Source organism: Janibacter anophelis NBRC 107843, assembly GCF_001570945.1.
Taxonomy (GTDB): domain Bacteria; phylum Actinomycetota; class Actinomycetes; order Actinomycetales; family Dermatophilaceae; genus Janibacter; species Janibacter anophelis.
The window spans coordinates 13,364-37,451 of sequence record NZ_BCSQ01000032.1; the positions used below are offsets into that span (position 1 = coordinate 13,364).

Sequence of the window (24,088 nt, forward strand, 5' to 3'; positions counted from 1 at the left end):
TGGCCCTCCGCTCCTCGCCCTGCGCCCGGAACCGAGATTCAGGGGCGAACCTAGGCGACGGCCTCGAGGGCGAAGAAGAGGAACCCGATAAAACGGGTGGGGTCGGATTCGCTCGGCGGCAGCAGCTCAGGAGGCGTATCGGGCGACACCGGCGGCTCGCTGATCGCCAAGATCCTAAAGCCTGCGGCGGTGAACGACTCCGACATCGCGCTCAGCGACCGATACCAGATCGTTAGTGTCGCGGAGACGCCGTCGAAGTCGTACTCCTCCTCGTTCGGCACGGTCGCGAAGTAGTTCACCTCCGGGTACATCACCGGCGGGATGACCGGGTGGTTGACCACCACGACCAGCCGACCGCCGAGCTTCAGCACCCGGCGTAGCTCCAGCAGCGGCCGCGACCAGTCCTCGAGGTAGTGCAGCACGAGCACGGCCAACGCGTCGTCGAACGACTCCTCGTCGTACGGAAGCGACTGGGTCAGGTCGGCCACCTGCAGGTCGACCTCGTCTCCGAGCCGCTCCCGGGCGAGTCGGATCATCGCCGTGCTCGCGTCGAACCCGGCCACCCTCGCGCCCCGCTCCTTCAGGTCGGCGAGGAGCGGCCCGGACCCGCAGCCAGCGTCTAAGATCCGACGCCCGGCGACGTCACCGAGCAGGTCCAGGACCGCCGGCCGGGCGTACCACCTGTTGAACAGGCCGTTCTCGTTCGCCCTCGCGTACGCGTCGGCGAAGGCGTCGTAGTGGTCCGCTTGCTGCTCGGCAGTCCGCGTTTCGGAGGTCATGGCACGCCAGTGTGCCAGTACGGATGGCGCGGTCGGCGTGGACGAGCCGTTCCTACACATCGCCCCAACGACCGGGCCTGCCGTGTTGAGAGCGGATCGACCGATCGAATACGCCCGGGCTTGATACGCAGGCTGTCCAGTATTAGTAGCTTGCGTATTGCATCAGAGGGCGCGATCGTCGATACCTGATGTGGTGCTGCGCGCCCTAGAAGCCGCCGAACTGTGGGCCCGTTACGCAGGCCGCGCAATCAGATCGCGCTGACGTCGAAGCGCCGCTGCCGATGGGCGGATGTCCGAGAATGGCTGCATGGTCGACTTTCGGGCTCGAGCCCAACGCTTCGTCGAGGAACGCTTTCCGATCGCCGAGGCCTCGTTCCTCGGCGGCAGTGCCGCGACTGGCCGCGCTACGGAGAGTTCCGATCTCGACATCTTGGTCGTCCTTCCAGAGCAGTGGAAAGCAGATTCGTTCGTCGAGACCACGGATTACGAAGGCCAGTTGGTCGAGGTCTTCGTCTACGGCCGCGATGCGCTACAGAGCTGGCTCATCAAGGGACGCGAAGGACGTCGACCTGTGCTCGACAAGTTGATCGGCGAAGGGATTGCACTCACCGGTGGACGAGCCGCTCGTGACCTGATCGACGGTTCTCGTCGGGTGCTCGATCACGGCCCGGCGGATCCGGACCCCGCGGAACTTGGCGTTCGGGCGTACAGCTTGTCCGCCGTGCTAGACGACTTGGTGGACGTCGCCGATCCCGGTGAACGCTTCACGCTCAAGGCAACGGTTTGGCGGGAAGCGGCCGAACTCGCCTTGTTGATTCGCAGACGGTGGCTCGGAACCGGCAAGTGGTTATTTCGCGAGCTATTGGTCGGGCCGGATGAGTTCGGCCTGGTGGCCTGGGCAGCGGGCAGCCACGATACGGATGACCTTCTGAAGGCTGGCCGGGCTGTCCTCGATGCGGCCGGTGGGCGCGTGCAAGCTGGCTTCCTTCGCGGAGTTCGTCCTCCCGGCCTATGACCGCTACTGCGGCCCTGCGGGTGTACGCAGCCCGCGCGCTCATGCCGCGAATCGGACGTTGTCTGCCCTCAATACGCCCGAACTTGATACGCAGCCTGTCCAGTAGCCGTTGAGGGGACGGGAGCGAGCGCCACCTGTCCACTCCCCGTGTTCGCTCCTCAGGACGATCGGATGACACGCAGCAGTTCCTCGCCGGAGCGCACCAGCACGGCGTCCTCGTCGAGTCCCTCCGGCAGGTGGGCGCGCTGTCCCTCGTGCGTGATGCAGGTGGGACAGCCCACCGGGATGATGACCCAGTCGGCGTCGACCGCGCCGCGCACCAACGCGTCCCACAGCTGCGTCCCGCCGATGTGCGTCGCCATGACGCCATCGCTCGAGGTGTAGATCTCCCCGATCCCGTCGTCGCACCGCACGCTCAGGAAACCCGTCTCGGGGTCCTCGTGCTCGATGTGCGACGCCAGCGCCCGACGCATGGTGTCCACACCTCCCGGGCGGGCATCGCCGTCGAGGAAGCCCTGGAGGAACACGTCGAAGGACATGTCAGCCCACGTCGTTCAGACGGGATCGCTTCGCCACGAGCTCTACGAGGGTCCCGTCCGGGTCACGGACGACGGCATTGCGGTTGTCATTGCCGGTGTCATGCGGCTCGGTCACCCCAGGCACTCCGCGGTCCGTGAGCTCCCCGTAGATGACATCGAGGTCGTCCACCCAGAAGACGAGACTCATCGCCGCAGCACCGACCTGTACGTCCATCCCGTGCACCCGGCGGGCCGCCTCCGCACTGCTCAGGGCCAGGACGAACCCGCCAGCCGACAGCTCGACATGCTCCGGCACACCTGTCGTCGGCGTCCTGAAGGTCTCGCTGAGTCCGAGGTCGCCGGCGTAGAAGGCCAACGCCCTGGTGACGTCGTGGGTGAAGACGTTGACCAGGCCGGAGGTGATCATGACCGCTCCCCCGTGCTCGAACCGGCGGAGACGTCGGCGCAGATGACGCCCCGGTTGCCGTCCTGGTCGGCGATGACCGTCAGTCCCGGCGCATTGCTGTCGTCGACCACCGTGCCACCGGCGGCGACCGCCGCAGCGACCCGCTGCTCGACCACCTCGGGCGCCACGTAGACCTCGACGTGGAAGGGGGTGGATCCCCCTTCGCCTGCAACGTCGAACCAGAGATTGGGTACCCGTGCCGTCGCATGACGGACCTCGTCCCCCGGTGTCCCCCGGCCCTGCGCGTCCGGGTCGCCGGTGAGCAGCGCCGCCCACACCGGGGCGATCCGCGCGGAGTCGGCCGTGTCGAGACCCAGCTCGATCTCGGTCACCGCTGCAGGGTCGGCCCTGATGCCGTGCTGGGCAGCGATCTCGGTGATCCGACGGGCCAGGTCGACGTCCTGCTGGGTCACCCACGCGACGACGTGCTCCGTGCCGTCGTCATCCCGGTAGACCGTATCGTCGGTCACCATCTCGAGGTCGACGCACCCGTGGCTCATCGCCACACGTGGGTGATGGCCGATTTCGTCGCCCGCATCCCCCACCGCGGCGACGAAACGCACACCCGCTCCGAAATCCGTCACCACGTACCGGGCATGGAGCCTCTGCGCCAGCTTGCGCCAGTCGGCCAGCCCGGCGGCGGCGATCTGATCCCCCATCAGCATGTCCATGGTCATCGACGCTAGCGGCGATACCTGCTCCCACGGGGCGTCGGACGTCAGGCACTCTGTGCCCCGAGCTCGTGCCGGATGCGGCGCAGGTCCTCCATGAGCGAGCCGACGAGGATCCAGCGCATGCCATGCGGGGCACTGACGTCGAGTGGCGCCGTGAGCGCGGGCGCGGTGTCCTCGAGGTGCTCGTACCCGAACGACGGGACGGCGAGCTGCAGGCGCAGTCGCAGGTCGTGGGCGGCGCGCAGCAGCTCCTCGGCGATGCCCGCGACGACGGGCTCCTCGCGCACCTCGTCGTCGTAGTGGTCGATGTAGGCACGGGTCATCCCCCGGATGTGGCTGCCGACCTTGGTCAGCAGGTCGAGGGTCTCGCGCATCGCCGTCAGCTCGTCCCGGTAGCGGCGGGCGCGCGGATTGAGGTGGAGCGCGTCGTCCGCGTCCTCCAGCGCCTCGAGCGCGTCGTCATGCCATCCGTGCAGGCGCCGGGCATCTGCGAGCAGCAGCAGCCGGCCGGGGCGGGTCTTGCGCGAGACCAGCGCATCAGCCAGACGCTCCAGGGCCTGGGCGGTCTCCTCCCCCAGCACGGCCATCGCCGTACGGGCGGGATCGAGCCGCACCGGTGGCACGAGGAGCAGGTGGACGACGATGCCGATGACGGCGCCGATCCCCGTCTCGATGACCCGGAAGAAGGCGTAGTCCGGGGTGGAGGCCCCCAGGGCGAGGACGAGCAGCGCGCTGATCGCGATCTGGTTGGCCGAGCCCGTCGTCAGCCGCAGCGCCCACGACAGGACGAGCGCCGCCGTGACCGCGACGAGGACCACCCAGGACGCGTCACCGAAGGCCATGCCCAGCAAGGTCGCGAGCACCACCCCGGCCACGACGCCGGCGCTGCGCTCGACCCCCTTCGTCAGGGACTGGTTGAGGCTCGGCTGCACGACGAGCATCGCCGCGATCGCGGCGAAGACGGGCGGCGGCCCGTCGGGGATCAGCAGGTCGGAGACGACCCAGGCGAGGATCGTCGCGAGGGCCGTCTTGACCATCTGGAGCAACGGGTCGCGCTTGGCCGCGCGCACGGCTCCGGTCAGTGCCATGGGTCCAACCTAGGGCGAGATGGTCCGCGCGGCCGATAGCGTGGCGGCATGAGTGCGTCGATCAGCGCAGTGTCCGTGGCGGCCGACGACATCGAGTCAGCCCACGCGTTCTACACCGCACTGGGTCTCTCCGACCGGGTGCGGGTGAACGCCGCCGACGCACCCTCCGAGGGCTTCCGCGGGTTCACCCTCTCTCCCCTCGTGGCCGACCCGCGGCAGGTCGACGCCTTCCTCGAAACGGCCGCCCGGGCCGGCGGCCGCACCATCAAGCCAGGCCGCAAGAGCCTGTGGGGCTACGGCGGCTCCGTGCAGGCCCCGGACGGGTCGGTGTGGACGGTCGCCTCCTCGAGCAAGAAGCCGACGCACGATGCCGCTCCCCCGCTCGAGTACGACTCGCTCGTCCTGCTGCTCGGGGTCGACGACGTCAAGACGTCCAAGCAGTTCTACGTCGAGCAGGGCCTGCCGGTCGGCAAGAGCTTCGGCGGCAAGTACGTCGAGTTCGAGCTGGCGTCCTCGTCGATCCAGCTCGCGCTCAACCCGCGCAAGGCCACGGCCAAGAACGCTGGTGTCGACACGACCGGCAGCGGGTCGCACCGGCTGACGATCATCGGTGGCCTGGGCGAAGTCGTGGACCCCGATGGTTTCGTGTGGCGGGGCGACACGGCCTCCTGACCCCTCCGGCCGGGCGTGGCCTACGTTGGGCGCGTGAGCACGCAGAGGATCGAGTCGGTGGCCGTCGTGGGTGCGGGCGCCATGGGCGCCATGTACGCAGCGCACTTCGTCGAAGGGGGTCTGCGCACCGTCGTCGTCGCGTCCGGTGAGCGGGCGGAGCGGTTGCGCACCCATGGCCTGACGGTCAACGGCACTCCCCTGGCGGCCGACGTCGCCGACCCGGCCCGTGACGAGCTGCCGCCGGTCGACCTCGCGGTCATCGCCGTCAAGCACCACGACCTGGCCGGTGCGCTCGAGGACCTCGCCCCCTTCGTCGGTCCCGACACGACGTACGTCTCCGTGCTCAACGGGCTCGTCAGCGAGGAGGCCGTCGCCGAGCGCTTCGGCAGCGACGGGGTGCTGCTGTGCATCGCCCTCGGCATGGCCGCCGGGCGCGAGGGCCGCGAGATCACCTACCTCTCCCCCGGTCGACTCGTCATCGGCACCGCGGACGGCCTGGCCGACGCTGCGCGGGTCACCGCCGTCGGCGACGCCCTCGACCGGGCCGGCCTGGAGTGGGATGCGCCGCAGGACATGCAGCACGAGATGTGGTGGAAGTTCATGGTCAACACGGCCATCAACCAGGCCTCCGCCGTGCTCCGGGCGCCGTACGCCGACTTCACCGTCGACGGTCCGGCGCGATCGCTCATGCTGGCCCTGCTCGACGAGGTCGTCGCCGTCTCCGGGCCCGCAGGCACGCCCCTCGGCGACGCCGATCGCGAGCGCTGGGACGAGGTGCTCCGCTCCCTGCCGGGCGACGGCCGCACCTCGATGCTCCAGGACGTGCTCGCCGGTCGGCCGACGGAGGTCGACCTCTTCGCCGGTCGCGTCGTCGCCCTCGGCCGGGAGCACGGGATCCCCACCCCGTACAACCAGACGATCGCCTGGATCCTCGGGCGGTGACCGGACTGCGCGTCCCGCCGGGGCCGGGCCTGCCCGACGGGCTGCTCGTCCCGGAGGGCGAGCTGGTCGAGCAGTTCAGCCGGTCCAGCGGCCCCGGTGGACAGGGGGTCAACACGACCGACTCGCGGGTGCAGCTCTCCCTCGACCTCGCGACGACGAGCGCCCTCACCGACCGCCAGCGCCAGCGCGCCCTCGACCGCCTGTCCACCCGCCTGGTCGGCACCGTGCTCACCGTGGATGCCTCGGAGCAGCGCTCCCAGCACCGCAACCGCACGATCGCCCGGGAGCGGATCGCCTCCCTGCTGCGCGAGGCGCTGGCTCCTCCTCCCCCTTCGCGTCGCCCGACGAAGCGCACCCGCGGCGCCCAACGCCGCCGCCTCGAGGCCAAGTCGAGGAGGGCGCAGATCAAGCGCGGCCGGGGCCGCCCGCGAGCCGACGACTGACCTCTCCGGTTGTGGCGGACCTCCATCCGTGGTGGTCTGGATCACATGTCGGTCGCCACGGACAACGCTGCAGGGCCCCCCGACGGAGTCAATGCCGACTCCGAGCTCAAGCAGGGGGTGACCGGTCGCCTGCTCTACTTCTACGTCCTGGGCGACGTCCTCGGCTCAGGGATCTACGTGCTCATCGGCCTCGTGGCCGGGGCCGTCGGCGGTGCCTTCTGGGCGGCCTTCGCCGTCGGTGTCACCGTCGCGACGATCACCGGTCTGGCCTACGCCGAGCTCGTGACGAAGTACCCGCAGGCCGCAGGAGCAGCCCTGTACGTCAACAAGGCCTTCCACAACAAGACGCTGACCTTCTTCATCACCTTCTGCATGCTCTCCGCCAGCTACGCGGCGGCCGGGTCCCTGGCGACCGGCTTCGCGCAGTACTTCGGCGAGGTGTGGGAGGCGGCCCCCGCGCTCGTCGTCGCCCTGGCCTTCGTCGTCGGCCTGGCGATCATCAACTTCATCGGCATCACCGAGTCGGTCGTGGCCAACATGATCATGACCTTCGTCGAGATCGCCGGCCTGATCATCGTCCTCGTCATCGGCGTCATGGCGACCGTCCAGGGCAAGGTCGACTTCTCCCGGATCACGCAGTTCGCGACCGAGAGCAACCCCGCGCTCGGGCTGCTCGCGGGCGTCGCCCTCGCCTTCTTCGCCATGACCGGCTTCGAGAACGCAGCGAATGTCGCCGAGGAGACGCAGGACCCGCAGCGCGACTTCCCGCGGGCGCTCATCGGTGGCATGGCCACCGCCGGCGTGCTCTACGTGCTCATCGCCGTCACCGCGGCGATCACGGTGCCGATCGAGCAGCTCGCCCAGTCCGACGCGGCCCTGCTCGAGGTCGTCAAGGCCGGCATCCTGCCCTTCTCCGTCGCCGTGCTGACGATCATCTTCGCGATCATCGCCATGGTCGCCATCACCAACACCTGCCTCGTCTGCCTCGTCACCGAGTCCCGCATCCTCTACGGCATGGCGCGCGAGGACGTCGTGCCGGCCCCCTTCGCCAAGGTGAGCAGTCGGCAGGTGCCGTGGCTGGCGATCCTCTTCTCGGTCCTCGTCATCGCCGCCCTGCTGTTCTCCGGCGCCGACCTGGCCCAGCTGGCCAATGTCACCGTCGTCTTCACCCTGCTGATCTACGCGCTCGTCATCATCTCGGCGGTCAAGCTCGACAAGCAGGACCGCACGGACCGTGCCTTCCGCGCACCCCGGGTGCTGCTCGCGATCGGCGTCGTCGCCAACTTCCTCATCCTCGGCTACGTCATCTACGACGACCCCGGCTCGCTGCTGTACTGCGCGGCGCTGCTGGCCGTCGGCCTCGTCCTCTTCATCGTCGAACGCCTCGTCGGCGGTGGCCGTCCCACGACCAACCTGGAGAGCTGACATGCACGTGCTCATCGCCACCGACGGTTCGCGCCAGTCCCTGCGAGCGGCGCGCCACTTCAAGTCCTTCGCGGACCCGGGCAAGGTCACCGAGATCATCGTGCTCGCCGTGACCCGGCCGCTGGCCAGCGTCTCCTTCGTCGACGAGATCTCCTCCGACGCCAAGGCGCCCAAGCCGCTCCTCAGCAGCTCGTTCAAGGCTGAGGCAGAGTCCGCCGTCGCGGTCATCGCGGCCGAGTTCGACGACTGGACCGACACCAAGGTGCGCACCCGGGTGCGCAGCGGCACGCCGTCGACCGAGATCAACCGGGCGGCCAAGGTCTCCAACATCGAGCTGATCGTCCTGGCCAGCGGCAGCCGCGGCCTGACGGACACGATCCTCATCGGCAGCACGGCGCAGCGGGTGCAGGCCACCGCCCCGTGCCCCGTGCTCGTCGTCCGCCCGACGCCCCGCCCACGCCGCCGGAAGAAGACCTGACATGCAGATCGCCGTCGCGGGCGGCACCGGAGTCGTGGGTCGCCACGTGGTCACCGAGGCCGAGCGACGCGGGCACGACGTGCGCGTCCTCTCCCGGGCGAAGGGGGTGGACCTCACCTCGTCGACCGGTCTCGACGAGCACCTCGCGGGTGTCGAGGCGATCATCGACGTCACCTCCGTCCAGACCATGTCGGCGAAGAAGTCCACGGAGTTCTTCGAGCGCGTCACCGACAACCTCACGACGGCTGGGGAGAATGCAGGGGTGCGTCACCTCGTGGCCCTGTCGATCATCGGGGCCCCGGAGATCGACGCCGGGTACTACGCCGGCAAGCGCGCCCAGGAACGCGCCGTCCTCGCCCACTCGATCGGCACCGTGGTGCGCGCCGCGCAGTTCCACGAGTTCGGCGTGCAGACACTCGAGCGCACTCGCATCGGTCCGGTGGCGCTCGTGCCGACCATCCACTCCCAGCCGGTCTCGACCGACGAGGTCGCGGCCCTGCTCCTCGACGTCGGCGAGGGCGAGCCCCTCGGTGACGGCCCGTCTATCGCCGGGCCCGAGGTGATGCAGGTGGCCGACATGGCCCGGCTGGCGCTCGCGGCTCGGGGCGAGCGGGTGCGGGTCATCGAGTTCCCCATGCCCGGCGCCTTCGGTCGCGGTCTGCGCGGGGACCTGCTCCTCGCCCGGTCCGACACACGTATCGGCGAGGTCACCCACGAGCAGTGGCTCGCGCGCGAGTTCCCGGGCTGACCCCCCTTCGCTCTGCCCGCGGGGTGCGGCGATCCGGCCGGTAGGTTGCGGACATGGACGCCGACACCAGCACCTCCACCCGCATCGCCGTGCTCATCGACTGCGACAACGTCTCGGCCAAGCACACCGCCGCGGTCCTCGAGGAGCTGGCGAAGTACGGCACCCCCACCGTCAAGCGCGCCTACGGCGACTGGACCACGACGCAGCTGGGCGGGTGGAAGGCCGAGCTGCAACGCAATGCCATCCAGCCGGTGCAGCAGTTCGCCTACACCGTCGGCAAGAACTCCACCGACTCCGCCCTGATCATCGACGCGATGGATCTGCTGTGGCAGGGCAATGTCGAGGCCTTCGCCCTCGTCTCCTCCGACTCCGACTTCACCCGCCTGGCCACCCGGCTGCGCGAGTCGGGCAAACGCGTCTACGGACTCGGGCGGCGCAAGACCCCCGAGTCGCTGCGCCGAGCAGTCGACCAGTTCATCTTCCTCGAGCTGCTCGGCGAGCAGGCCCGTGACGAGGACGAGGGCCCCGGCCCGGCGACAGACGGCACGGACGACGAGACCCCCGACACGACGATCAACCTGCAGTCGGCCCTGACCAAGGCGATCAACGCCACCTCCGGTGACGACGGCTGGAGCGCCCTGGGCACCGTCGGGCAGCACCTGAGCCGTGCGCAGGCCGACTTCGATCCTCGGGCCTTCGGCCACCAAAAGCTCTCGACCCTCGTCGAGGAGCAGCCCTACCTCGAGACCCGCTCCGAGGGATCCTCGCGGCAGGTCCGGCTGCGGACGAAGGGGGCCCGCGCCACCTCCTCCCCCACGGCCCGACAGACGGCGAAGAAGTCGACGGCACCGAAGGCGTCCAAGAGCACGACCAAGAAGGCGACCGGCAAGGCGACGGGGTCTGCGCGCGGGGCGTGACCCCCTTCGCCCGAGCGGTGCGCATCACTCCGGCATGTACGCCGGGCCCCGGGAGGCCTAAGATGTCGCCCGGTCTGCTTTCAGGAGAAGTTTCATGCATCGTGGCACCCGTCACCCTGACGGCACCGCTCGGGCACTGCTCGCGCTGTGCCTCGCGGGTGGGCTCGCGCTGGCCCCCGGGGCCATCGCGGAGCCGACCGACCCCGTGAGCCCAGAGCCCAGCGCCTCCCCGTCCACGTCCGCCGACCCGGACGTCGCCTGGTCGACGGACGGCAACGCTCCGGTCGGCGACGACAACGACACCCCGCTCGCCGGTGACGACCTGGACAGCCAGATCGCGGAGGCGGACCGGCTCGCCGCCGACCTGCTCAAGGACGACAAGGACATCGCGGCCGCGGTCAAGTCCCTGAAGTCCTACTCCAAGAAGGCCAACAAGCTCCTGCAGGAGAAGGCGACCGCCCGCGACGAGTACAACACGGCCAAGGGTGAGGCGGACACGGCGCAGAAGCAGCTCGACACGTACAAGTCGCGCCTGTCCGAGGGCCGTCAGGACTTGCGGGACTGGGCCTTCACCACGTACACGCAGGGCGGTTACTCCGACACGGTGACGATGCTCGGCACGATCACCGGCTCCGAGACCTCCGGCAACTCCGCGGGTGACCTCACCTACCTCACCGACGAGCGGATCCGATCGGTCGACCTCGTCCGCGAGGACACCGTCACCCAGGCCTCGCTGACGAAGAAGAAGGACAAGGCCCTCGCCAAGGCCACGAAGGCCAAGAAGCGCGCGGACGACGCCAAGGCCAAGGCTGACAAGGTGCTCAAGGAGCGTAAGGACGAGTTGGAGCGGCTGCGCAAGAAGCACTCCGAGGAGCTGAAGAAGGCCGGACCGATCGTCAACGCCCTCATCGGGCAGCCCGACGACGCGGCCCAGGGCGCCAGCACCCGTCTCACCGACGCCCTCAAGGAGCTCGGGCAGGACGTCACCGAGTTCGAGGACGCCAAGCCGTGCTCGACCAACAGCGCCACCTTCCCCAACGGCCAGATCCCGCCCGGCGCCCTGTGCCCGCTGCTCGGTGCGCCCGGTGAGTCGCTGCGGCCCGAAGCCGCCGCCGCCTTCAACTCGATGAGCAAGGCATACCAGCGCGACACCGGCCACCTGCTCTGCGTCACCGACAGCTACCGCTCGTACGCGCAGCAGGTCGTGACCAAGCAGCAGCGCGGCGGCTGGGCCGCGGCCCCCGGCACGAGCAACCACGGTCTGGGCAAGGCCCTCGACCTGTGTGGTGGGGTTAACAACTTCGGTCACCCGGCGCACGCGTGGATGCAGCAGAACGCGCCGCTGTACGGGTGGTTCCACCCCTCCTGGGCCGCGGCCGGCGGGAGCCTGCCGGAGCCGTGGCACTGGGAGTACGCCGGCTGATCACCCGGCCTGCGGGCCGACCTGCTCCTGCGGGGTCTTGACGGGCACCAGCACGGCGAGCCCGGCCACGAGCACCAGGGCGATGCCAAGGATGCCCCAGTACTGGGTGTCCTTCTCCCCCGTCACCAGTGCACCGATCCAGATGAAGAGGCCGAAGGCGGCCGGGGACAGGAACGAGACGACCCGTCCTGTCGTGGCGTACAGGCCGAAGATCTCGCCCGACTGTCCGTCGGGGATGACCCGCGCGAGGAAGCTGCGGGAGGCCGCCTGGGCCGGGCCGACGAAGGCGGTCATCGTCAGGCCGAGGGTCCAGAAGATGATCGGCCCGCCGTCGTGGAGGACGAAGATCGCCAGGCCGAGCACGCAGAGCGCCACGAGCGAGATGAGGATGACCCGCTTGGGCCCGAGCACGTCGTCGAGCAGACCGAAGAGCATCGTCGCGATGCCGGCGACGATGTTGGCCACGGCACCGAAGATGATCACCTCACCGGCCGTCATCCCGAAGGTGCCGGCCGCGAGCACCGCACCGAAGGCGAAGACCCCCGCGAGCCCGTCGCGGAAGAGCGCCGAGGCCCCCAGGAAGTAGACCGTGTGGCGGGAGACCGACCACAGCCGGCGCAGGGAGGCCCACACGAGCTTGTACGAGGCGACGACCCCGATCCGCGAGGCACGCTCCTTGGGGGTGTCCTTGAGCACGGCGAAGGTCGGCAGGGTGAAGAGCAGGATCCACAGACCGCACACGAGCATCGACACCCGGATGTCCATGGCGTCCTTGTCGGTCACGCCGAACAGGCCGACCTTGGGGTCGATGAAGAGGAAGAAGAGCAGCAGCAGCACGAGGATTCCGCCGAGGTAGCCCATCCCCCAGCCGAAACCCGAGACCCGGCCGACATTGCTCGGGGAGGCGACCTGATCGATCGAGGCGTTGTAGTTGACGCTCGCGATCTCCGAGACGATCGAGCCCACGCCGAGCAGCACGAGCCCGAGGACGAGGAATCCCGGCTCGGGCTTGACGAAGAAGAGTGCGGCCGACAGCACCGCCAGCAGCCAGGTCTGCAGGCGCAGGTTGCGCACGCCGCGGCCGGAGCGGTCGGAGTTCTGCCCCAGCACCGGCGCCAGCAGCGCCACGAGCAGCCCGGAGACAGCGGTCGAGATCGCCAGGGCGGTCGATGTCGTGTTGGTGTCACCGAAGCTGTCGCTCGTGATGTACACGGCGAAGACGAAGGTCGTGATGACCGTGTTGAACGGCTGGGCGCCCCAGTCCCACATCGCCCAGCCGATGATGCGGCCGCGCCCTCCCTGCCCCTCGGCGCGAAGGGCGGTGGTCGGCTCGGCCGGCGTCGTCACGTCGCTCACGAGGCCGAGGCTATCGCCCCCGATGCGCCTCGATGTGCGCGACACGGTGCATCCGCGCTATCCTGTGGGGTCGCCCCAAGCCGATGCCCCGCGAGGAGCCCGCTTCGACCGGTACGCGGAGGGCTGGCAGGGGCGCTGCGCCGCAACGATGCGAGCCGCAGGAACATCCGACGCACACCCAGCGTTATGGGACATGAGAGTTCTGTGCACGCAGGGGCGCAGACATCGCGAGACACCAGGAGAGACCCACATGGCAGAGCGCACGCTGCGCGGGACGCGCATGGTCAGCTTCAGCATGGAGACGACGGACAACGTCGTCCCCAGCGAGCGTCAGATCACGGCCTACGTCTGCGACGACGGGCACCGCACCGAGCTTCCCTTCTCGGTCGAGGCCGACATCCCCGGCACCTGGGAGTGCCGCTGCGGCAAGCTCGGCAAGCTCGTCGACGGCCCCGAGCCGGAGCTGAAGCCCGCCAAGCACGTGCGCACCCACTGGGACATGCTGCTCGAGCGCCGCTCGATCCCCGAGCTCGAGGAACTGCTCGAGGAGCGCCTGGCTCTCCTGCGCGAGAAGCGCGGCGAGAAGCCCCGCAAGCGCAGCGCCTGAGACCGGGCCCACACGAGAAGGGGGCGCCCCACCGATGATCGGTGGGGCGCCCCCTTCGTCATGGCTGCAGTCACGGCTGGTCGTCGTCGACGATCTCGCCCTCGATGACCTCTCCCCCGTCGCGGTCCCGGGTGCGCCGCACCCGCGCCTCACCGGGAGCGACCGGCATGCCGGCGGCCAGCAGGCGGCGCGCGACGACGGCCTCGAGGCCGATCCGGGCCACGGGCCGGGTGAAGGGCAACACGAAGACCAGACCGATGACGTCGGAGACGAAGCCCGGCAGCGTGAGCAGCAGACCACCGACGAGGACGAGCACGGCATCGGCGATCTCGCGACTGGGCATCTGGCCGCTGCGCAGCGCCTGGCGCAGCGCCTGCCAGGTCCGCCGCCCCTCGCGACGCAGCAGCCACGCGCCGAGCGCCGAGAGCACGACGACGGCCAACAGGGTCGGCCAGAAGCCGATCCAGCGGCCGACCGCGATGAGAGCTGCCACCTCGATGATGGCCCAGACCACGATGGCCAGCGGGATCCACGCCACGCGTCGGCGACGTCGTCGAGGTTCGGGCCCGGGGATCACAGTCGGTGCCAGGTCGGCTCTCGGTCGATCAGGCCCCGCAGCTGCGCCTTGCGGTGGGCCAGGCCCCAGCGGGTGATGCGGGCCATCGACTCGCGGACGACATCGCCGTCCATCTTGGAGTCACCGATCTCGCGCTCGATGAAGGTGATCGGGACCTCGACGACCTTCAGCCCCGCGCGGACGGTGCGCACGGTCAGGTCGGTCTGGAAGACGTAGCCGGCACTCTGGACCCGGTCCAGACCGATGGTCCGTAGGGTCTCGGCTCGGTAGACGCGGTAGCCGGCGGTCGCGTCGTTGACCGGCATGCCGAGGATGGCCTTGATGTAGAGGTTGCCGGCCATGCTGATCGCCTTGCGGTCCAGCGGCCAGTTGACGATCTTGCCGCCGCGCACGTAGCGCGAGCCGATGACCAGGTCGGCGTCGCGGGCGACCTCGAGCATCGTCGGCAGGTGCTCGGGGCGGTGCGAGCCGTCGGCGTCCATCTCGACGACCGCGTCGTAGCCCTGCTCGAGCGCCCACGCGAAGCCCGCGAGGTAGGCGGCTCCGAGGCCTTCCTTGCCCTGTCGGTGGATCACCTTGACGTGGTCGTCGGTGGCAGCCAGCCCGTCGGCGACCTCCCCGGTGCCGTCGGGAGAGTTGTCGTCGAGGACGACGACGTCGGCCTCGGGCACCGCGGCCCGGACGCGCTCGACGATGAGCGGGAGGTTGTCGCGCTCGTTGTAGGTGGGGATGAGCACGGCGACCCGCTCGATCGGCGGCCGTGCGTGGGTGGAGTCAGGCACCTGTGGAGGCTTCCTCGGTCTGGGCGGTGGAGCGGTCGGCGGTCGACCGAGCCTCGACCCTACCCGTCCGTCCGGTGCGCAGGCGCCACGCCACGGCGAGGAGCAGCAGGATCGCGCTGCCCCACTCCACCCACGGCCCGAGCCGGTCGGAGACGGTCAGGCCGGAGCGCAGGACGACCTCGTCGACGGGCTGGGCCGCGGTGAACAGCTCGGTCGTCGGCGTGCTGGAACCATCGGGGTTGACGAAGCCGGACACCCCGACGGTCGACACGTGCGCGACGCTGCGGCCGTGCTCGATCGCCCGGATGCGCGAGATCGCGTACTGCTGCGTCGACTCGGCGGTGTAGCCGAAGGTCGCGTTGTTGGTCTGCACGACGAGCAGGCTGGGCTCCCCCTTCGCCTCCGCGTCCCGGACCGCCGAGCGCATCAGGCCGTCGTAGGCCACCTCGAAGCAGATCGTCGGGACGGCGGAAAAGGCCCCGTCCTCGCCCTCGACGCGGAAGGCGACGTTGCGGTCCCCCTTCGCGAAGCCGACGCGCACGAGGTCGACCTTGGAGCTGAAGAGCCGGTAGAACTCGCGGTGCGGCACGTACTCGGCGAAGGGGACGGGGTGCTGCTTGACGTAGCGCTCGGGCTCTCCTCCCCCGGGCTGGTAGTACATCGAGACGTTGGAGACGGCCGGGGCGGGTTCGTCGAGGATCGCGCCCATGACGAGCGGGGTGTCGATGGCGTCGAGCGCGCGCTGGACCTGCTGCCGGGCATCGTCGTTGCGCAGCGGGTCGATGTCGGAGGAGTTCTCCGGCCAGATGACCAGGTCGAGGTCGTCATGCTTCGCAGCGAGTGCCTCGGTGCCCGCCACGTGGTTGTCGAGGACCTTGCGGCGCTCGGCGTTGAAGTCCAGTCCGGCCCGCGGCACGTTGCCCTGGACGAGGCCGACCTTGGCGGTGGACTCCCCCTGCGTCGGCACCGGGACGGCGAAGGCGCCCCCGACGGCCACCACCGCCAGCCCAGCTGCGACGACGGGCACCCGGCGGGTGACGACGAGCAGGATGAGCGGCACCGCGACGAGCGCGACGGCGAGGGTGATGAGCGGCGCCCCACCGATCGCGGCCCATCGGGCGAAGGGGGTGTCCGCCTGGGAGAAGGCGATGCGCGCCCACGGGAAGCCGCCGTACGGCAGGCTGCCGCGGGCCCACTCCTGCAGGACCCACAGGACCGGGACGAGCAGGGCCGCGAGCAGGGGCCGACCGGCGCGCAGGAGCGGGCGCTGGAGCGCCGCGAGTACCGCGCCCATGACGGCGACGTAGAGCGACTCGAAGGTCGCCAGGGCGAACCACGGGAACTTGCCGACGAAGATGCCCGACCAGCTGAGGGTGGGGACGAAGCACGCCAGGCCGGCGACGAGCCCGAGCAGGGCGCCGGTGCGTGCCGGGACATCCCACATCGCGGTGCCGATGAGCGCGACACCGGGGATGGCCAGGAGCGCGAGGTCGTGGTCGGGGAAGGACAGCCACAGGCACAGCCCGCCGGCCAGCGCGAGGAGCAGCCGTGCGGGCAGGCGCTCGATCACTCCCACGGCGTGGACAGGACGATCGTGGTGCGGGTGGAGACGCCGCCGCGGCTGCGGATGCGGGCGAGCAGCTCCTCGAGGGCCTGCGGGGTGGCCACGCGCACGCGCAGCAGGTAGTTGGCGTCGCCGGCGACGGAGTAGCAGGCGTCGATCTCCTCGACGCCCTGCAGCCGGTCCGGCACGTCGTCCGGCGCGCTCGGGTCGAGCGGGGCCACGGAGATGAAGGCGGTCAGCGGGGTCCCCAGGGCCGCAGGGTCGACGACGGCTGCGTAGCCGGTGATGACCCCGCGCTCCTCGAGGCGACGGACCCGCTGGTGGACGGCGGAGGTCGACAGCCCGATCGCCTTGCCCAGGTCGGTGTAGCTCATCCGCCCGTCCTCGCGCAGGAGGTCGATGATGCGTCGGTCGGCCGCTTCCATGGGTGAAACCATAGGCGAGTGACCCGTAAGGTCGGGCCCATGTCCGACTCGGCGCGTGACCGCCTGCTCCTACTCGACTCCGCCTCGCTGTACTTCCGCGCCTTCTACGGTGTGCCGCCCCGGGCGGCCGTGCCGTCGGGGCTGCAGACCAATGCGGTCGCCGGATTCCTCGACATGATCGCCACGCTCGTGGGCCGCTACCGCCCCTCGCACCTCGTCGCGTGCTGGGACGACGACTGGCGCCCGCAGTGGCGCGTCGACGCCATCCCGACGTACAAGGCGCACCGCGTCTCCGAGGACCCCGGTGAGGGCGAGGAGGTCCCCGACGAGCTGTCCCCGCAGGTGCCGGTCATCGCCGCGGCGCTCGAGGCCGTCGGCATCGCCCGGGTCGGCGCGGCCCACTACGAGGCCGATGACGTCATCGGCACCTACGCCATGCGATACCGCGGCGTCATGCCCGTCGACGTCGTCACGGGTGACCGCGACCTCTTCCAGCTCGTCGACGACGCCTCCGACACCCGCGTGCTCTACACCGCCCGCGGTGGGGTGCGCGACCCCGACGTCATCACCCAGTCCTTCCTCGAGGAGAAGTACGGGGTGAGCACCGGCGACGCCTACGTCGACATGGCCGCGCTGCGCGGTGACACGAGCGACGGCCTGCCCGGGGTCAAGGGCATTGGGGAAAAGACGGCGGCGACCCTCATCCGCGACTTCGGCTCGCTCGCGGGGGTGCGTGAGGCCCTCGCCGCGGGTGACCCGGCGATCAAGGGGGCCCGCCGCACCCGTCTCGAGGAGGCGAGCGCCTACCTCAACGTCGCGCCGCTCGTGGTGCGTGTCGCCCACGACGTCCCCGTCGGCGACGGCGACATCCGGTTGCCCTCCGACATCGCCGACCCGGCCGCGATGAGCCGGCTCGCCGTCGAGCACGGGCTCACCTCCCCCTTCGACCGCATCGCGACGGCCCTGCACTCCGTCGCGCCCTAGGGCACACTCCGGTCCCTCGACGTCAAGAGGTTGCATTTCCCCGGGGAAATGCGGTCTCAGGTGGGTGGTCCGGCCCGGGAGCGAAGGGGGGATCAGTCCAATCGGTCGGCCGCGACGACTCCGCGCATCATCTTGTCCACCGCTGTGCGGGCGACGGTGCGCAGGTGCTGCTCGGGCGCGGCGTCGGCGACCTGGTCGAGCAGGTCGACGACCTGCTTGCACCGCCGGACGAAGTCGCCCGCCGTCAGGTCCGAGCCGGCGAGCACCTCGTCGAGGCGCCGCCCGCTGGCCCAGCGGTGCACCGCCCAGGCGATGCCCCCGTCGGGCTCACCGGTCTGCTGCAGCGCGGCGGCACTCTCCATGTCCTCGAGCTCGCTCCATCGACGCACCATGTCCTGCCAGGCGTCGGAGACCCCGTCGGTCGGCATCCGTGGGAAGGGGTCGTGCTCGTCGTGCCGCGGCTCGTGCACGAGCATCGAGACGACGGCGGCGAGCTCGGCCGGGTCGAGGCGCTTCCACGCGCCGCCCCGCAGGCACTCGGCGGCGAGCAGGTCCTTTTCGGTGTAGAGCCGGCGCAGCCGGGTGCCGAGCTCGGTGACCGTGTCGCCGTCGTCACCGAGGTAGCCGAGCTGGATGAGCACGCCGCAGATCCGCTCGAAGGTCTGCGCCACCGAGTTCGTGCGCATCTCCACCTTGCGCTGCAGTGCGGAGTTCTCGCGCTTGAGCTTCCACCAGCGCGCGGCCCAGCGCGCGTGCTCCTCGCGCTCGGGGCACTGGTGGCACGGGTGGGCCTTCAGCTCGCGGCGCAGCTGCTCGAGGCGCTCGTCCTCCCCCTTCGCACTCGCCGCGGCGTGCTCGCGCACGCTCGGCGCGTCCTCGTGGGGCGCCTTGGTCCGCAGCGTCACCGCCAGGTCGGCGCGCTGCTTGGGCGACTTGGGGTTGAAGCCCTTGGGCACCGCCAGGCGGCCGAAGGGGGTGACCGGACGATCGAGGTCGGCGGCGGTGAGGCGGCGCACCTGCTTGTGCTCGGTGAGCACCGTCGGCGCCGACATCTCGCCGCGGTAGGAGCGCGGCGGCGCGATGACGAGGGCCAGGCCGGAGCGGCGGCCACCGATGCGGATGATGTCGCCGACCGCCAGCGACTCGAGGGAGACGGCGATCTCGGCGCGACGGTTGGCGTTGCGCTTGCGCGAGCCCTCCTTTTCGACATCGGAGATCCGCCGCCGCAGGGCCGCGTACTCGCGGAAGTCACCCAGGTGGCAGTGCATCGCCTCCGAGTAGGCCTGCAGCGACTCCTGCTGCTCGCGCACCTGTGTGGCCAGGCCGACGACCGCCCGGTCCGCCTGGAACTGCGCGAAGGAGGTCTCGAGCACCTCCCGTGCGGTCTGCCGACCCACCTGGGCCACGAGGTTGACCGCCATGTTGTACGTCGGCCGGAAGCTGGAGCGAAGGGGGTAGGTCCGCGTCTGCGCGAGACCGGCGACGGCCATCGGGTCCATCCCCCGGGACCAGACGACGAGCGCGTGGCCCTCGACGTCGATGCCGCGCCGGCCGGCCCGACCGGTGAGCTGGGTGTACTCGGCCGGGGTGATCTCGACGTGGGACTCGCCGTTGAACTTCACGAGCTTTTCGAGCACGACGGTGCGTGCCGGCATGTTGATGCCCAGCGCGAGCGTCTCGGTGGCGAAGACCGCCCGGATGCGCCCCTGCGTGAACAGCTCCTCCACGACCTCGCGGAAGAGCGGCAGCATGCCAGCGTGGTGCGCGGCGAAGCCGCGGGAGACGCCCTCGACGAACTGGTGGTAGCCCAGCACGTCGAGGTCCTCGCCCTCGAGGACCGCGGTGCGCTCCTCGACCGTGCGCCGGTTGCGCTCGCCCTCGCGCTCGGACACCAGGCGCACGTCGTTGGCGAGGAGCTGCCCCACGGCCCCGTCGCACCCCGCCCGGCTGAAGATGAAGGTGATCGCCGGCAGCAGCCCGTCGTTGTCGAGCTCACGGATGACCTCGGTGCGCGAGGCCGCCCCGCCGAAGCGCGCTCCCCCACCACGCCCGCCGGGCCCGTGGCCGCCGCCACGAGGTCCGGGACGTCCGCGGCCACGACGGTCGCGACCACCTCGGCCACCGCCGCCTCGTCCCCCTTCGTCACCGAGGCCGCGGGTGCGCGCCCGGATCGCCTCGAGCAGGTCGGGATTGACCTTGGCCGGGGACCCGTCGCCGGAGCCGTCGTCGACGAAGAGGTCGTGCACGTCGCGGCCGACCTGCATGTGCTGCCACAGCGGCACCGGGCGCACCTCGGAGACGATGATCTCGGTGCCGCCGCGCACCTCCGCCAGCCAGGCGCCGAACTCTTCGGCATTGCTCACCGTCGCCGACAGCGAGACGACCTGCACCGAGCGCGGCAGGTGGATGATGACCTCCTCCCACACAGCGCCGCGGAAGCGGTCGGCGAGGTAGTGCACCTCGTCCATGACGACGAAGGCGAGCGTGTCGAGCGTCGTCGACCCCGCGTAGATCATGTTGCGCAGGACCTCGGTCGTCATGACGACGACGGGCGCCTCGCCGTTGATCGAGGTGTCACCGGTCAGCAGCCCGACCCGGTCGTAGCCGTGGGTGGCCGCGAGTTCGTGGTACTTCTGGTTGCTCAGCGCCTTGATCGGCGTGGTGTAGAAGGCCTTCTGCCCGCGGGCCAGGGCGAGGTGGACGGCGAACTCGCCGACGATCGTCTTGCCGGCGCCCGTGGGGGCAGCGACGAGGACCCCGTGCCCGGCCTCCACCGCCTCGCACGCGTCGACCTGGAAGGGGTCGAGCTCGAAGTCCTGTGCGGCGGTGAACACGGCCAGCTCACCTGCCCCGCGTCGACGGGAGGCGGCGTACCGATCGGCGGGCGTGGACATGTGCCCACGCTATGCCAGAGGTCAGCGCAGGATCGACAGCGCGCCCGGCGCGGCCTCCACGGTCAGCGGCAGCGGCGCCACGCGCTCGCCGTCGGCGTACGTGACGATGCGCTCGGTCGCGACCCGCACCCGGGCGCCACGCACGATCTCGACCGCGGGGTGGCTGACGTGCGTGCCCTTGAAGACCTTGGGGAAGACCGACAGGAAGGTGCCCATCGGGATGTCGTGGACGATGACGACGTCGAGCAGACCGTCCTCGACGTCGGCGTCCGGGGCGACCTTCATGCCCCCGCCGAAGGCGCGACCGTTGGCGATGCACACGAGCATGGCGTCGACCTCGCGCTCGCGACCGTCGATGGTCAGGTCGTAGTGGATCGAGCCGAAGACGGGCAGCTCGCGCAGGATGGCCAGGTTGTAGCGCTGCGGTCCCCGGGGCCAGACCATCTGGTTGGCGCGCTCGTTGACCACGGCGTCGAAGCCGCACGAGAGCACCCCGAGGTAGTCGCGCACGTGCTCGCTGTCATCGGTGAGGACACGACCGACGTCCATGCGACGCGTGCCGCCGGCGAGGATCCGCTCGACGGATGACTCGACGTCGCGCACCGGCAGACCGAGCTCGCGCGCGTTGTCGTTGCCGGTGCCGACGGCGACGATGCCCAACGGCACGTCGGTGCCGGCGCAGAGGTTGGCACCCAGGCCGGCCACGCCATCGCCCCCGGCGACGACGAGGACGTCGATGTCCCCGGTCGCGACCGCGGCGCGGGCCTTGGCCTCGGCACGGGCGGCGTCCAGCCCGGTCAGGTCGACGACCTCGCGTCCGCCGGCCTCGAGCAGGTCCGCGATGCGCGTCCCGACCGCCTCGGCACGGTGCTTGCCCGCGGTGGGGTTGACGAGCAGGCCGACGCGGTCGCCGATGGTGCGAGTCATGGACCCAGAGACTAGGTCAGCGGTGAGGCCTGGTCGTCGTCGAGGTGGGACCAGTCAGGTTCGTCACCGGCCTCGACCCGCCGTTTGTCGATGATCAGGCACACGCCCAAGGCGATGAAGTACAGGACGCAGAGCGGGCCGGCGAGCAGGAACATCGTGAACGGGTCGGGCGTCGGGGTGATGACCGCCGAGGCGATGAAGATCAGCAGGATCGCGACGCGCCAGGACTTCTTGAGCGTCTTGCCCGAGAGGACACCGATCGCGCACAGGCCCACGAGGAAGACCGGCAGCAGCCACGCCAGGCCGAAGGCGAGGATGAACCGGGTGATGAAGGTGAAGTAGTCGCTCGCCTGCTGGATGTTGCTCGACTTGCCGTCGTCGGGGGTGAACCCGAAGAGGATGAGCAACGCCTTGGGCAGGGTCTGGTAGGCGAAGAAGCAGCCGGCGAGGAAGAGCGGCAGCGCGGTGGCGAAGACACCGATCGACAGCCGCTTCTCCCGCTTGGTCAGGCCGGGGAGGATGAAGGCCCAGATCTGCCAGACCCAGACGGGGCTGGAGATGATCACGCCGGTGAAGAGCGACAGGCTCAGCTGCGTGGTGAAGGCCGAGGTGGCATTGCCGAAGTTCAGCGTGACGACGCTGTCGGGGTTGGACGCCTTGTACTCGTCGAAGGGGTACGTCAGCTGCTTGTAGACGCCGTCGAAGCCCCACGACCCGATCTGCACCGGGTTGTAGATGATCCACCCGATGATCGCGCCGACGACGATCGCGGCGGCCGCGATCATCAACCGGTTGCGGAACTCGAGCAGGTGCTCCTTGAGCGGCATCCGCCCCTCGGGGTCCTTGGGCGTGCGTCGTCCGGCCATGCGGGAGGAGGCGAAGGGGGTGGTGCTCAGGAGAGCGGGCCGGACTGGTTGTCCGTGCGAGGCTTGGCCTCGTCGGTGGCGTCACCGTCGGAGGTGGCCGTGCTGTCGACCTGGCGAGCCTTCTTGGCCTCCTCGCGCTGGCGGTCCTCTTCCTTCATCTCGTTGACCTCGGCCTTGAAGACGCGGGCCGACTTGCCGATGCTGCGTGCGGCGTCCGGCAACTTCTTGAAACCGAAGAGCAGCAGGATCACGAGCAGGATGAGGATGATCTCAGTGGGACCGAGGAAGGAGGGCATGATGCACCTTTCACATGGAGACGAGCACGTTCAGTCTATGCCCCCGGCCCTGAGGGCCGGGACCAGCGTCAGCCGCCGTCGTAGGCGGCCAGGGCCTCGCGCGCGGGGGTCGCGACACGCTCACGCAGGGCCTGAGGGGCGAGGACCCGGGCCCCACCGCCGAGGCGGAGGACCAGACGACGCACGAAGTCCTCGTTGCTCGTCGGCAGGGTGACGATCAGGTCTTCACCCTCGGTTTCCCGAGACGTCACCGGGTAGTACTCCGCGACCCAGTGGGCGGACGGTGCCAGGCGCAGGGTGACGGGCACGTCGTGGTCCCCGCGCTGGTACGCACCACCGCTCAGGTCACGGTGCGCGACGCCCTCGGGTAGTTCTGCCGGTTCGTCGAGCACGTCCACGGACTCGATCCGGTCGACCTTGAACAGGCGCACGTCCTGGGCCCGGTGGCACCAGCCCTCGAGGTACCAGTACCCCTCGACGTGGGCCAGGCGCATCGGGTCGACGTCGCGCTCGGTGCGCTCGTCACGGCTCGGGACGACATAGACGAGGTGCACGCGCCGGCCGGCGGTCAGGGCGTCGCGCAGCAGCGACGTCGTGCGACCGCTCTCGGTGTCGTCCTCGACGACGACGACCCGCTCGACGCCGGGGATCGTGCCCGTGGCCGCCTCGAGCTTGGCCAGAGCGCGCTCCACCGCGCTGGACTCCCCCACCCCGCTCGCGGCGAGCGAGCGCAGCCCGACGATGAGCGAGATCGCCTCGTCGACGTTGAGTCGCAACGGCCGGGCGATCGTGTCGGCATTGGTGACGAAGACGCGACCCCCCTCGTAGCTCGCCTCGATCATCTCGTCGGGCATCTGGCCGTAGCCGCACATGAAGAGCAGGTCGAGGTCGGCGACGAGCTGCTGCTCGGTGATGCCGAGGCCGGCAGCGGCCTCCTCGATCTCGATGCCCTGACGGCTGACCAGCCACGGGACCATGGTCAGCAGGCGCTGGACCCGGCCCGTCGCTGACTCCACCTTCGCCGGACTCACGACGCGCTCCCTTCGTGCTGCTCCGCCACGGCCCGCAGCCGCTCGACGACCGCCTCACGCAGCTCGGACGGCTCCTCGACGACGACGTCGGGACCGTGGCCGGCGACCTCGGCGGCAAAACCGGCGAGACCCGCGTGCTGCAGGTGCACCCGGTCCCACTGCTCGTCGATCGGCTCGACCCGCTCCGCCCG

27 protein-coding genes are annotated in these 24,088 nt (G+C 70.2%); 11 read left to right on the forward strand and 16 right to left on the reverse strand.

The genetic code is table 11. From position 1 onward, the window contains the following. Window positions 1-50: 50 nt before the first annotated feature. Entirely contained in the window at window positions 51-779 is a 729-nt protein-coding gene (locus JAN01S_RS09885) for a class I SAM-dependent methyltransferase (protein WP_068317371.1), read from the reverse strand. A 307-nt stretch (window positions 780-1,086) separates the two neighbouring features. Here JAN01S_RS09885 and JAN01S_RS09890 point away from each other — a divergent pair, with 307 nt between their 5' ends. After that, window positions 1,087-1,794 carry a nucleotidyltransferase domain-containing protein gene (locus JAN01S_RS09890; protein ID WP_169797206.1) on the forward strand — a complete coding sequence of 236 codons (708 nt, stop codon included), beginning with the start codon at window positions 1,087-1,089 and terminating at the stop codon, window positions 1,792-1,794. 158 nt (window positions 1,795-1,952) lie between these two features. Here JAN01S_RS09890 and JAN01S_RS09895 read toward each other — a convergent pair whose 3' ends face one another. Genes JAN01S_RS09895 through JAN01S_RS09910 form a run of 4 tightly spaced genes read right to left on the reverse strand, consistent with a single transcriptional unit; the run spans window position 1,953 to window position 4,540 of the window. After that, on the reverse strand, window positions 1,953-2,333 hold the full coding sequence (locus JAN01S_RS09895) for a hypothetical protein (RefSeq protein ID WP_068317377.1): 381 nt from the start codon (window positions 2,331-2,333) through the stop codon (window positions 1,953-1,955). 1 nt (window position 2,334) lies between these two features. Then, window positions 2,335-2,739, reverse strand: a complete 405-nt coding sequence (locus JAN01S_RS09900) for a VOC family protein (protein WP_068317381.1) — start codon at window positions 2,737-2,739, stop codon at window positions 2,335-2,337. Next, window positions 2,736-3,455 (reverse strand): 4a-hydroxytetrahydrobiopterin dehydratase, encoded by a 720-nt coding sequence (locus JAN01S_RS09905; protein WP_306305661.1) that lies wholly within the window; start codon window positions 3,453-3,455, stop codon window positions 2,736-2,738. Before JAN01S_RS09905 ends, JAN01S_RS09900 begins: the two co-directional genes overlap by 4 nt. A gap of 41 nt (window positions 3,456-3,496) precedes the next feature. Next, window positions 3,497-4,540 carry an FUSC family protein gene (locus tag JAN01S_RS09910; RefSeq protein ID WP_068317387.1) on the reverse strand — a complete coding sequence of 348 codons (1,044 nt, stop codon included), beginning with the start codon at window positions 4,538-4,540 and terminating at the stop codon, window positions 3,497-3,499. A gap of 48 nt (window positions 4,541-4,588) precedes the next feature. Between JAN01S_RS09910 and JAN01S_RS09915 the strand changes: the two genes are divergently transcribed. The 8 genes from JAN01S_RS09915 (at window position 4,589) to JAN01S_RS09950 (ending at window position 11,588) form a co-directional block, all read left to right on the forward strand. Further along, window positions 4,589-5,212, forward strand: a complete 624-nt coding sequence (locus JAN01S_RS09915) for a VOC family protein (RefSeq protein ID WP_068317389.1) — start codon at window positions 4,589-4,591, stop codon at window positions 5,210-5,212. A 33-nt stretch (window positions 5,213-5,245) separates the two neighbouring features. Next, window positions 5,246-6,154 (forward strand): ketopantoate reductase family protein, encoded by a 909-nt coding sequence (locus tag JAN01S_RS09920; protein ID WP_084360151.1) that lies wholly within the window; start codon window positions 5,246-5,248, stop codon window positions 6,152-6,154. After that, window positions 6,151-6,597, forward strand: coding sequence for an alternative ribosome rescue aminoacyl-tRNA hydrolase ArfB (arfB, locus tag JAN01S_RS09925; protein WP_068317391.1), 447 nt, complete (start codon window positions 6,151-6,153; stop codon window positions 6,595-6,597). Before JAN01S_RS09920 ends, arfB begins: the two co-directional genes overlap by 4 nt. Before the next feature lie 45 nt (window positions 6,598-6,642). Further along, window positions 6,643-8,022, forward strand: coding sequence for an APC family permease (locus JAN01S_RS09930; RefSeq protein WP_068317394.1), 1,380 nt, complete (start codon window positions 6,643-6,645; stop codon window positions 8,020-8,022). Window position 8,023: 1 nt separating this feature from the next. Further along, on the forward strand, window positions 8,024-8,500 hold the full coding sequence (locus JAN01S_RS09935) for a universal stress protein (protein WP_068317397.1): 477 nt from the start codon (window positions 8,024-8,026) through the stop codon (window positions 8,498-8,500). Between the two features lies 1 nt (window position 8,501). Then, window positions 8,502-9,248 (forward strand): SDR family oxidoreductase, encoded by a 747-nt coding sequence (locus tag JAN01S_RS09940; protein WP_068317399.1) that lies wholly within the window; start codon window positions 8,502-8,504, stop codon window positions 9,246-9,248. A gap of 53 nt (window positions 9,249-9,301) precedes the next feature. Beyond that, window positions 9,302-10,165, forward strand: coding sequence for an NYN domain-containing protein (locus JAN01S_RS09945; RefSeq protein WP_068317402.1), 864 nt, complete (start codon window positions 9,302-9,304; stop codon window positions 10,163-10,165). A gap of 94 nt (window positions 10,166-10,259) precedes the next feature. Beyond that, window positions 10,260-11,588, forward strand: coding sequence for a M15 family metallopeptidase (locus JAN01S_RS09950; RefSeq protein WP_068317404.1), 1,329 nt, complete (start codon window positions 10,260-10,262; stop codon window positions 11,586-11,588). Here the strand turns inward: JAN01S_RS09950 and JAN01S_RS09955 are convergent, their stop codons facing one another. Then, a complete protein-coding gene (locus JAN01S_RS09955; RefSeq protein ID WP_244884806.1) occupies window positions 11,589-12,944 on the reverse strand; it encodes an MFS transporter in 1,356 nt (451 codons plus the stop codon). A gap of 250 nt (window positions 12,945-13,194) precedes the next feature. On the opposite strand from JAN01S_RS09955, the gene JAN01S_RS09960 reads away from it, so the two are divergent. Continuing rightward, window positions 13,195-13,551 (forward strand): RNA polymerase-binding protein RbpA, encoded by a 357-nt coding sequence (locus tag JAN01S_RS09960; protein WP_068317406.1) that lies wholly within the window; start codon window positions 13,195-13,197, stop codon window positions 13,549-13,551. A 70-nt stretch (window positions 13,552-13,621) separates the two neighbouring features. On the opposite strand, the gene JAN01S_RS09965 is transcribed toward JAN01S_RS09960, so the two are convergent. From JAN01S_RS09965 to JAN01S_RS09980, 4 genes are read right to left on the reverse strand one after another with little or no spacing between them, the layout of a single operon-like run. Next, window positions 13,622-14,089 carry an FxsA family protein gene (locus JAN01S_RS09965; protein WP_244884807.1) on the reverse strand — a complete coding sequence of 156 codons (468 nt, stop codon included), beginning with the start codon at window positions 14,087-14,089 and terminating at the stop codon, window positions 13,622-13,624. A gap of 35 nt (window positions 14,090-14,124) precedes the next feature. Further along, a complete protein-coding gene (locus JAN01S_RS09970) occupies window positions 14,125-14,910 on the reverse strand; it encodes a polyprenol monophosphomannose synthase (protein ID WP_068317413.1) in 786 nt (261 codons plus the stop codon). After that, window positions 14,903-16,486 carry an apolipoprotein N-acyltransferase gene (gene lnt / locus JAN01S_RS09975; protein ID WP_068317416.1) on the reverse strand — a complete coding sequence of 528 codons (1,584 nt, stop codon included), beginning with the start codon at window positions 16,484-16,486 and terminating at the stop codon, window positions 14,903-14,905. The genes JAN01S_RS09970 and lnt overlap by 8 nt, the downstream gene beginning before the upstream one ends. Beyond that, entirely contained in the window at window positions 16,477-16,899 is a 423-nt protein-coding gene (locus JAN01S_RS09980) for an Lrp/AsnC family transcriptional regulator (protein ID WP_068317419.1), read from the reverse strand. The genes lnt and JAN01S_RS09980 overlap by 10 nt, the downstream gene beginning before the upstream one ends. Before the next feature lie 39 nt (window positions 16,900-16,938). Here JAN01S_RS09980 and JAN01S_RS09985 point away from each other — a divergent pair, with 39 nt between their 5' ends. Next, entirely contained in the window at window positions 16,939-17,883 is a 945-nt protein-coding gene (locus JAN01S_RS09985; protein ID WP_068317422.1) for a 5'-3' exonuclease, read from the forward strand. A 92-nt stretch (window positions 17,884-17,975) separates the two neighbouring features. Here the strand turns inward: JAN01S_RS09985 and JAN01S_RS09990 are convergent, their stop codons facing one another. The 6 genes from JAN01S_RS09990 to JAN01S_RS10015 all read right to left on the reverse strand — a co-directional run. Further along, on the reverse strand, window positions 17,976-20,777 hold the full coding sequence (locus JAN01S_RS09990) for a DEAD/DEAH box helicase (RefSeq protein WP_068317425.1): 2,802 nt from the start codon (window positions 20,775-20,777) through the stop codon (window positions 17,976-17,978). A 21-nt stretch (window positions 20,778-20,798) separates the two neighbouring features. Beyond that, window positions 20,799-21,704, reverse strand: a complete 906-nt coding sequence (locus JAN01S_RS09995) for a YegS/Rv2252/BmrU family lipid kinase (protein WP_068317428.1) — start codon at window positions 21,702-21,704, stop codon at window positions 20,799-20,801. Between the two features lie 11 nt (window positions 21,705-21,715). After that, window positions 21,716-22,570 carry a twin-arginine translocase subunit TatC gene (gene tatC, locus JAN01S_RS10000; RefSeq protein ID WP_244884809.1) on the reverse strand — a complete coding sequence of 285 codons (855 nt, stop codon included), beginning with the start codon at window positions 22,568-22,570 and terminating at the stop codon, window positions 21,716-21,718. 26 nt (window positions 22,571-22,596) lie between these two features. After that, on the reverse strand, window positions 22,597-22,866 hold the full coding sequence (gene tatA, locus JAN01S_RS10005; RefSeq protein WP_068317432.1) for a Sec-independent protein translocase subunit TatA: 270 nt from the start codon (window positions 22,864-22,866) through the stop codon (window positions 22,597-22,599). Between the two features lie 68 nt (window positions 22,867-22,934). Then, a complete protein-coding gene (locus tag JAN01S_RS10010) occupies window positions 22,935-23,897 on the reverse strand; it encodes a helix-turn-helix transcriptional regulator (RefSeq protein ID WP_084360153.1) in 963 nt (320 codons plus the stop codon). Then, window positions 23,894-24,088 (reverse strand): WCX domain-containing protein (locus tag JAN01S_RS10015; RefSeq protein ID WP_157075687.1); only part of this gene is annotated, 195 nt, incomplete at its 5' end. The genes JAN01S_RS10015 and JAN01S_RS10010, both read right to left, overlap by 4 nt.

Bases quoted from the DNA above. Each gene is read 5' to 3' on its own strand.
- tatC (WP_244884809.1), bottom strand. From the start codon at position 22,570: ATGGCCGGACGACGCACGCCCAAGGACCCCGAGGGGCGGATGCCGCTC.
- tatA (WP_068317432.1), bottom strand. From the start codon at position 22,866: ATGCCCTCCTTCCTCGGTCCCACTGAGATCATCCTCATCCTGCTCGTG.
- JAN01S_RS09910 (WP_068317387.1), bottom strand. From the start codon at position 4,540: ATGGCACTGACCGGAGCCGTGCGCGCGGCCAAGCGCGACCCGTTGCTC.
- JAN01S_RS09960 (WP_068317406.1), top strand. From the start codon at position 13,195: ATGGCAGAGCGCACGCTGCGCGGGACGCGCATGGTCAGCTTCAGCATG.
- JAN01S_RS09995 (WP_068317428.1), bottom strand. From the start codon at position 21,704: ATGACTCGCACCATCGGCGACCGCGTCGGCCTGCTCGTCAACCCCACC.
- JAN01S_RS09930 (WP_068317394.1), top strand. From the start codon at position 6,643: ATGTCGGTCGCCACGGACAACGCTGCAGGGCCCCCCGACGGAGTCAAT.
- JAN01S_RS09980 (WP_068317419.1), bottom strand. From the start codon at position 16,899: ATGGAAGCGGCCGACCGACGCATCATCGACCTCCTGCGCGAGGACGGG.
- JAN01S_RS09985 (WP_068317422.1), top strand. From the start codon at position 16,939: ATGTCCGACTCGGCGCGTGACCGCCTGCTCCTACTCGACTCCGCCTCG.
- JAN01S_RS09900 (WP_068317381.1), bottom strand. From the start codon at position 2,739: ATGATCACCTCCGGCCTGGTCAACGTCTTCACCCACGACGTCACCAGG.
- JAN01S_RS09935 (WP_068317397.1), top strand. From the start codon at position 8,024: ATGCACGTGCTCATCGCCACCGACGGTTCGCGCCAGTCCCTGCGAGCG.
- JAN01S_RS09895 (WP_068317377.1), bottom strand. From the start codon at position 2,333: ATGTCCTTCGACGTGTTCCTCCAGGGCTTCCTCGACGGCGATGCCCGC.
- JAN01S_RS09990 (WP_068317425.1), bottom strand. From the start codon at position 20,777: ATGTCCACGCCCGCCGATCGGTACGCCGCCTCCCGTCGACGCGGGGCA.
- JAN01S_RS09905 (WP_306305661.1), bottom strand. From the start codon at position 3,455: ATGACCATGGACATGCTGATGGGGGATCAGATCGCCGCCGCCGGGCTG.
- JAN01S_RS09945 (WP_068317402.1), top strand. From the start codon at position 9,302: ATGGACGCCGACACCAGCACCTCCACCCGCATCGCCGTGCTCATCGAC.
- JAN01S_RS09940 (WP_068317399.1), top strand. From the start codon at position 8,502: ATGCAGATCGCCGTCGCGGGCGGCACCGGAGTCGTGGGTCGCCACGTG.
- JAN01S_RS09950 (WP_068317404.1), top strand. From the start codon at position 10,260: ATGCATCGTGGCACCCGTCACCCTGACGGCACCGCTCGGGCACTGCTC.
- JAN01S_RS09915 (WP_068317389.1), top strand. From the start codon at position 4,589: ATGAGTGCGTCGATCAGCGCAGTGTCCGTGGCGGCCGACGACATCGAG.
- JAN01S_RS09890 (WP_169797206.1), top strand. From the start codon at position 1,087: ATGGTCGACTTTCGGGCTCGAGCCCAACGCTTCGTCGAGGAACGCTTT.
- JAN01S_RS09885 (WP_068317371.1), bottom strand. From the start codon at position 779: ATGACCTCCGAAACGCGGACTGCCGAGCAGCAAGCGGACCACTACGAC.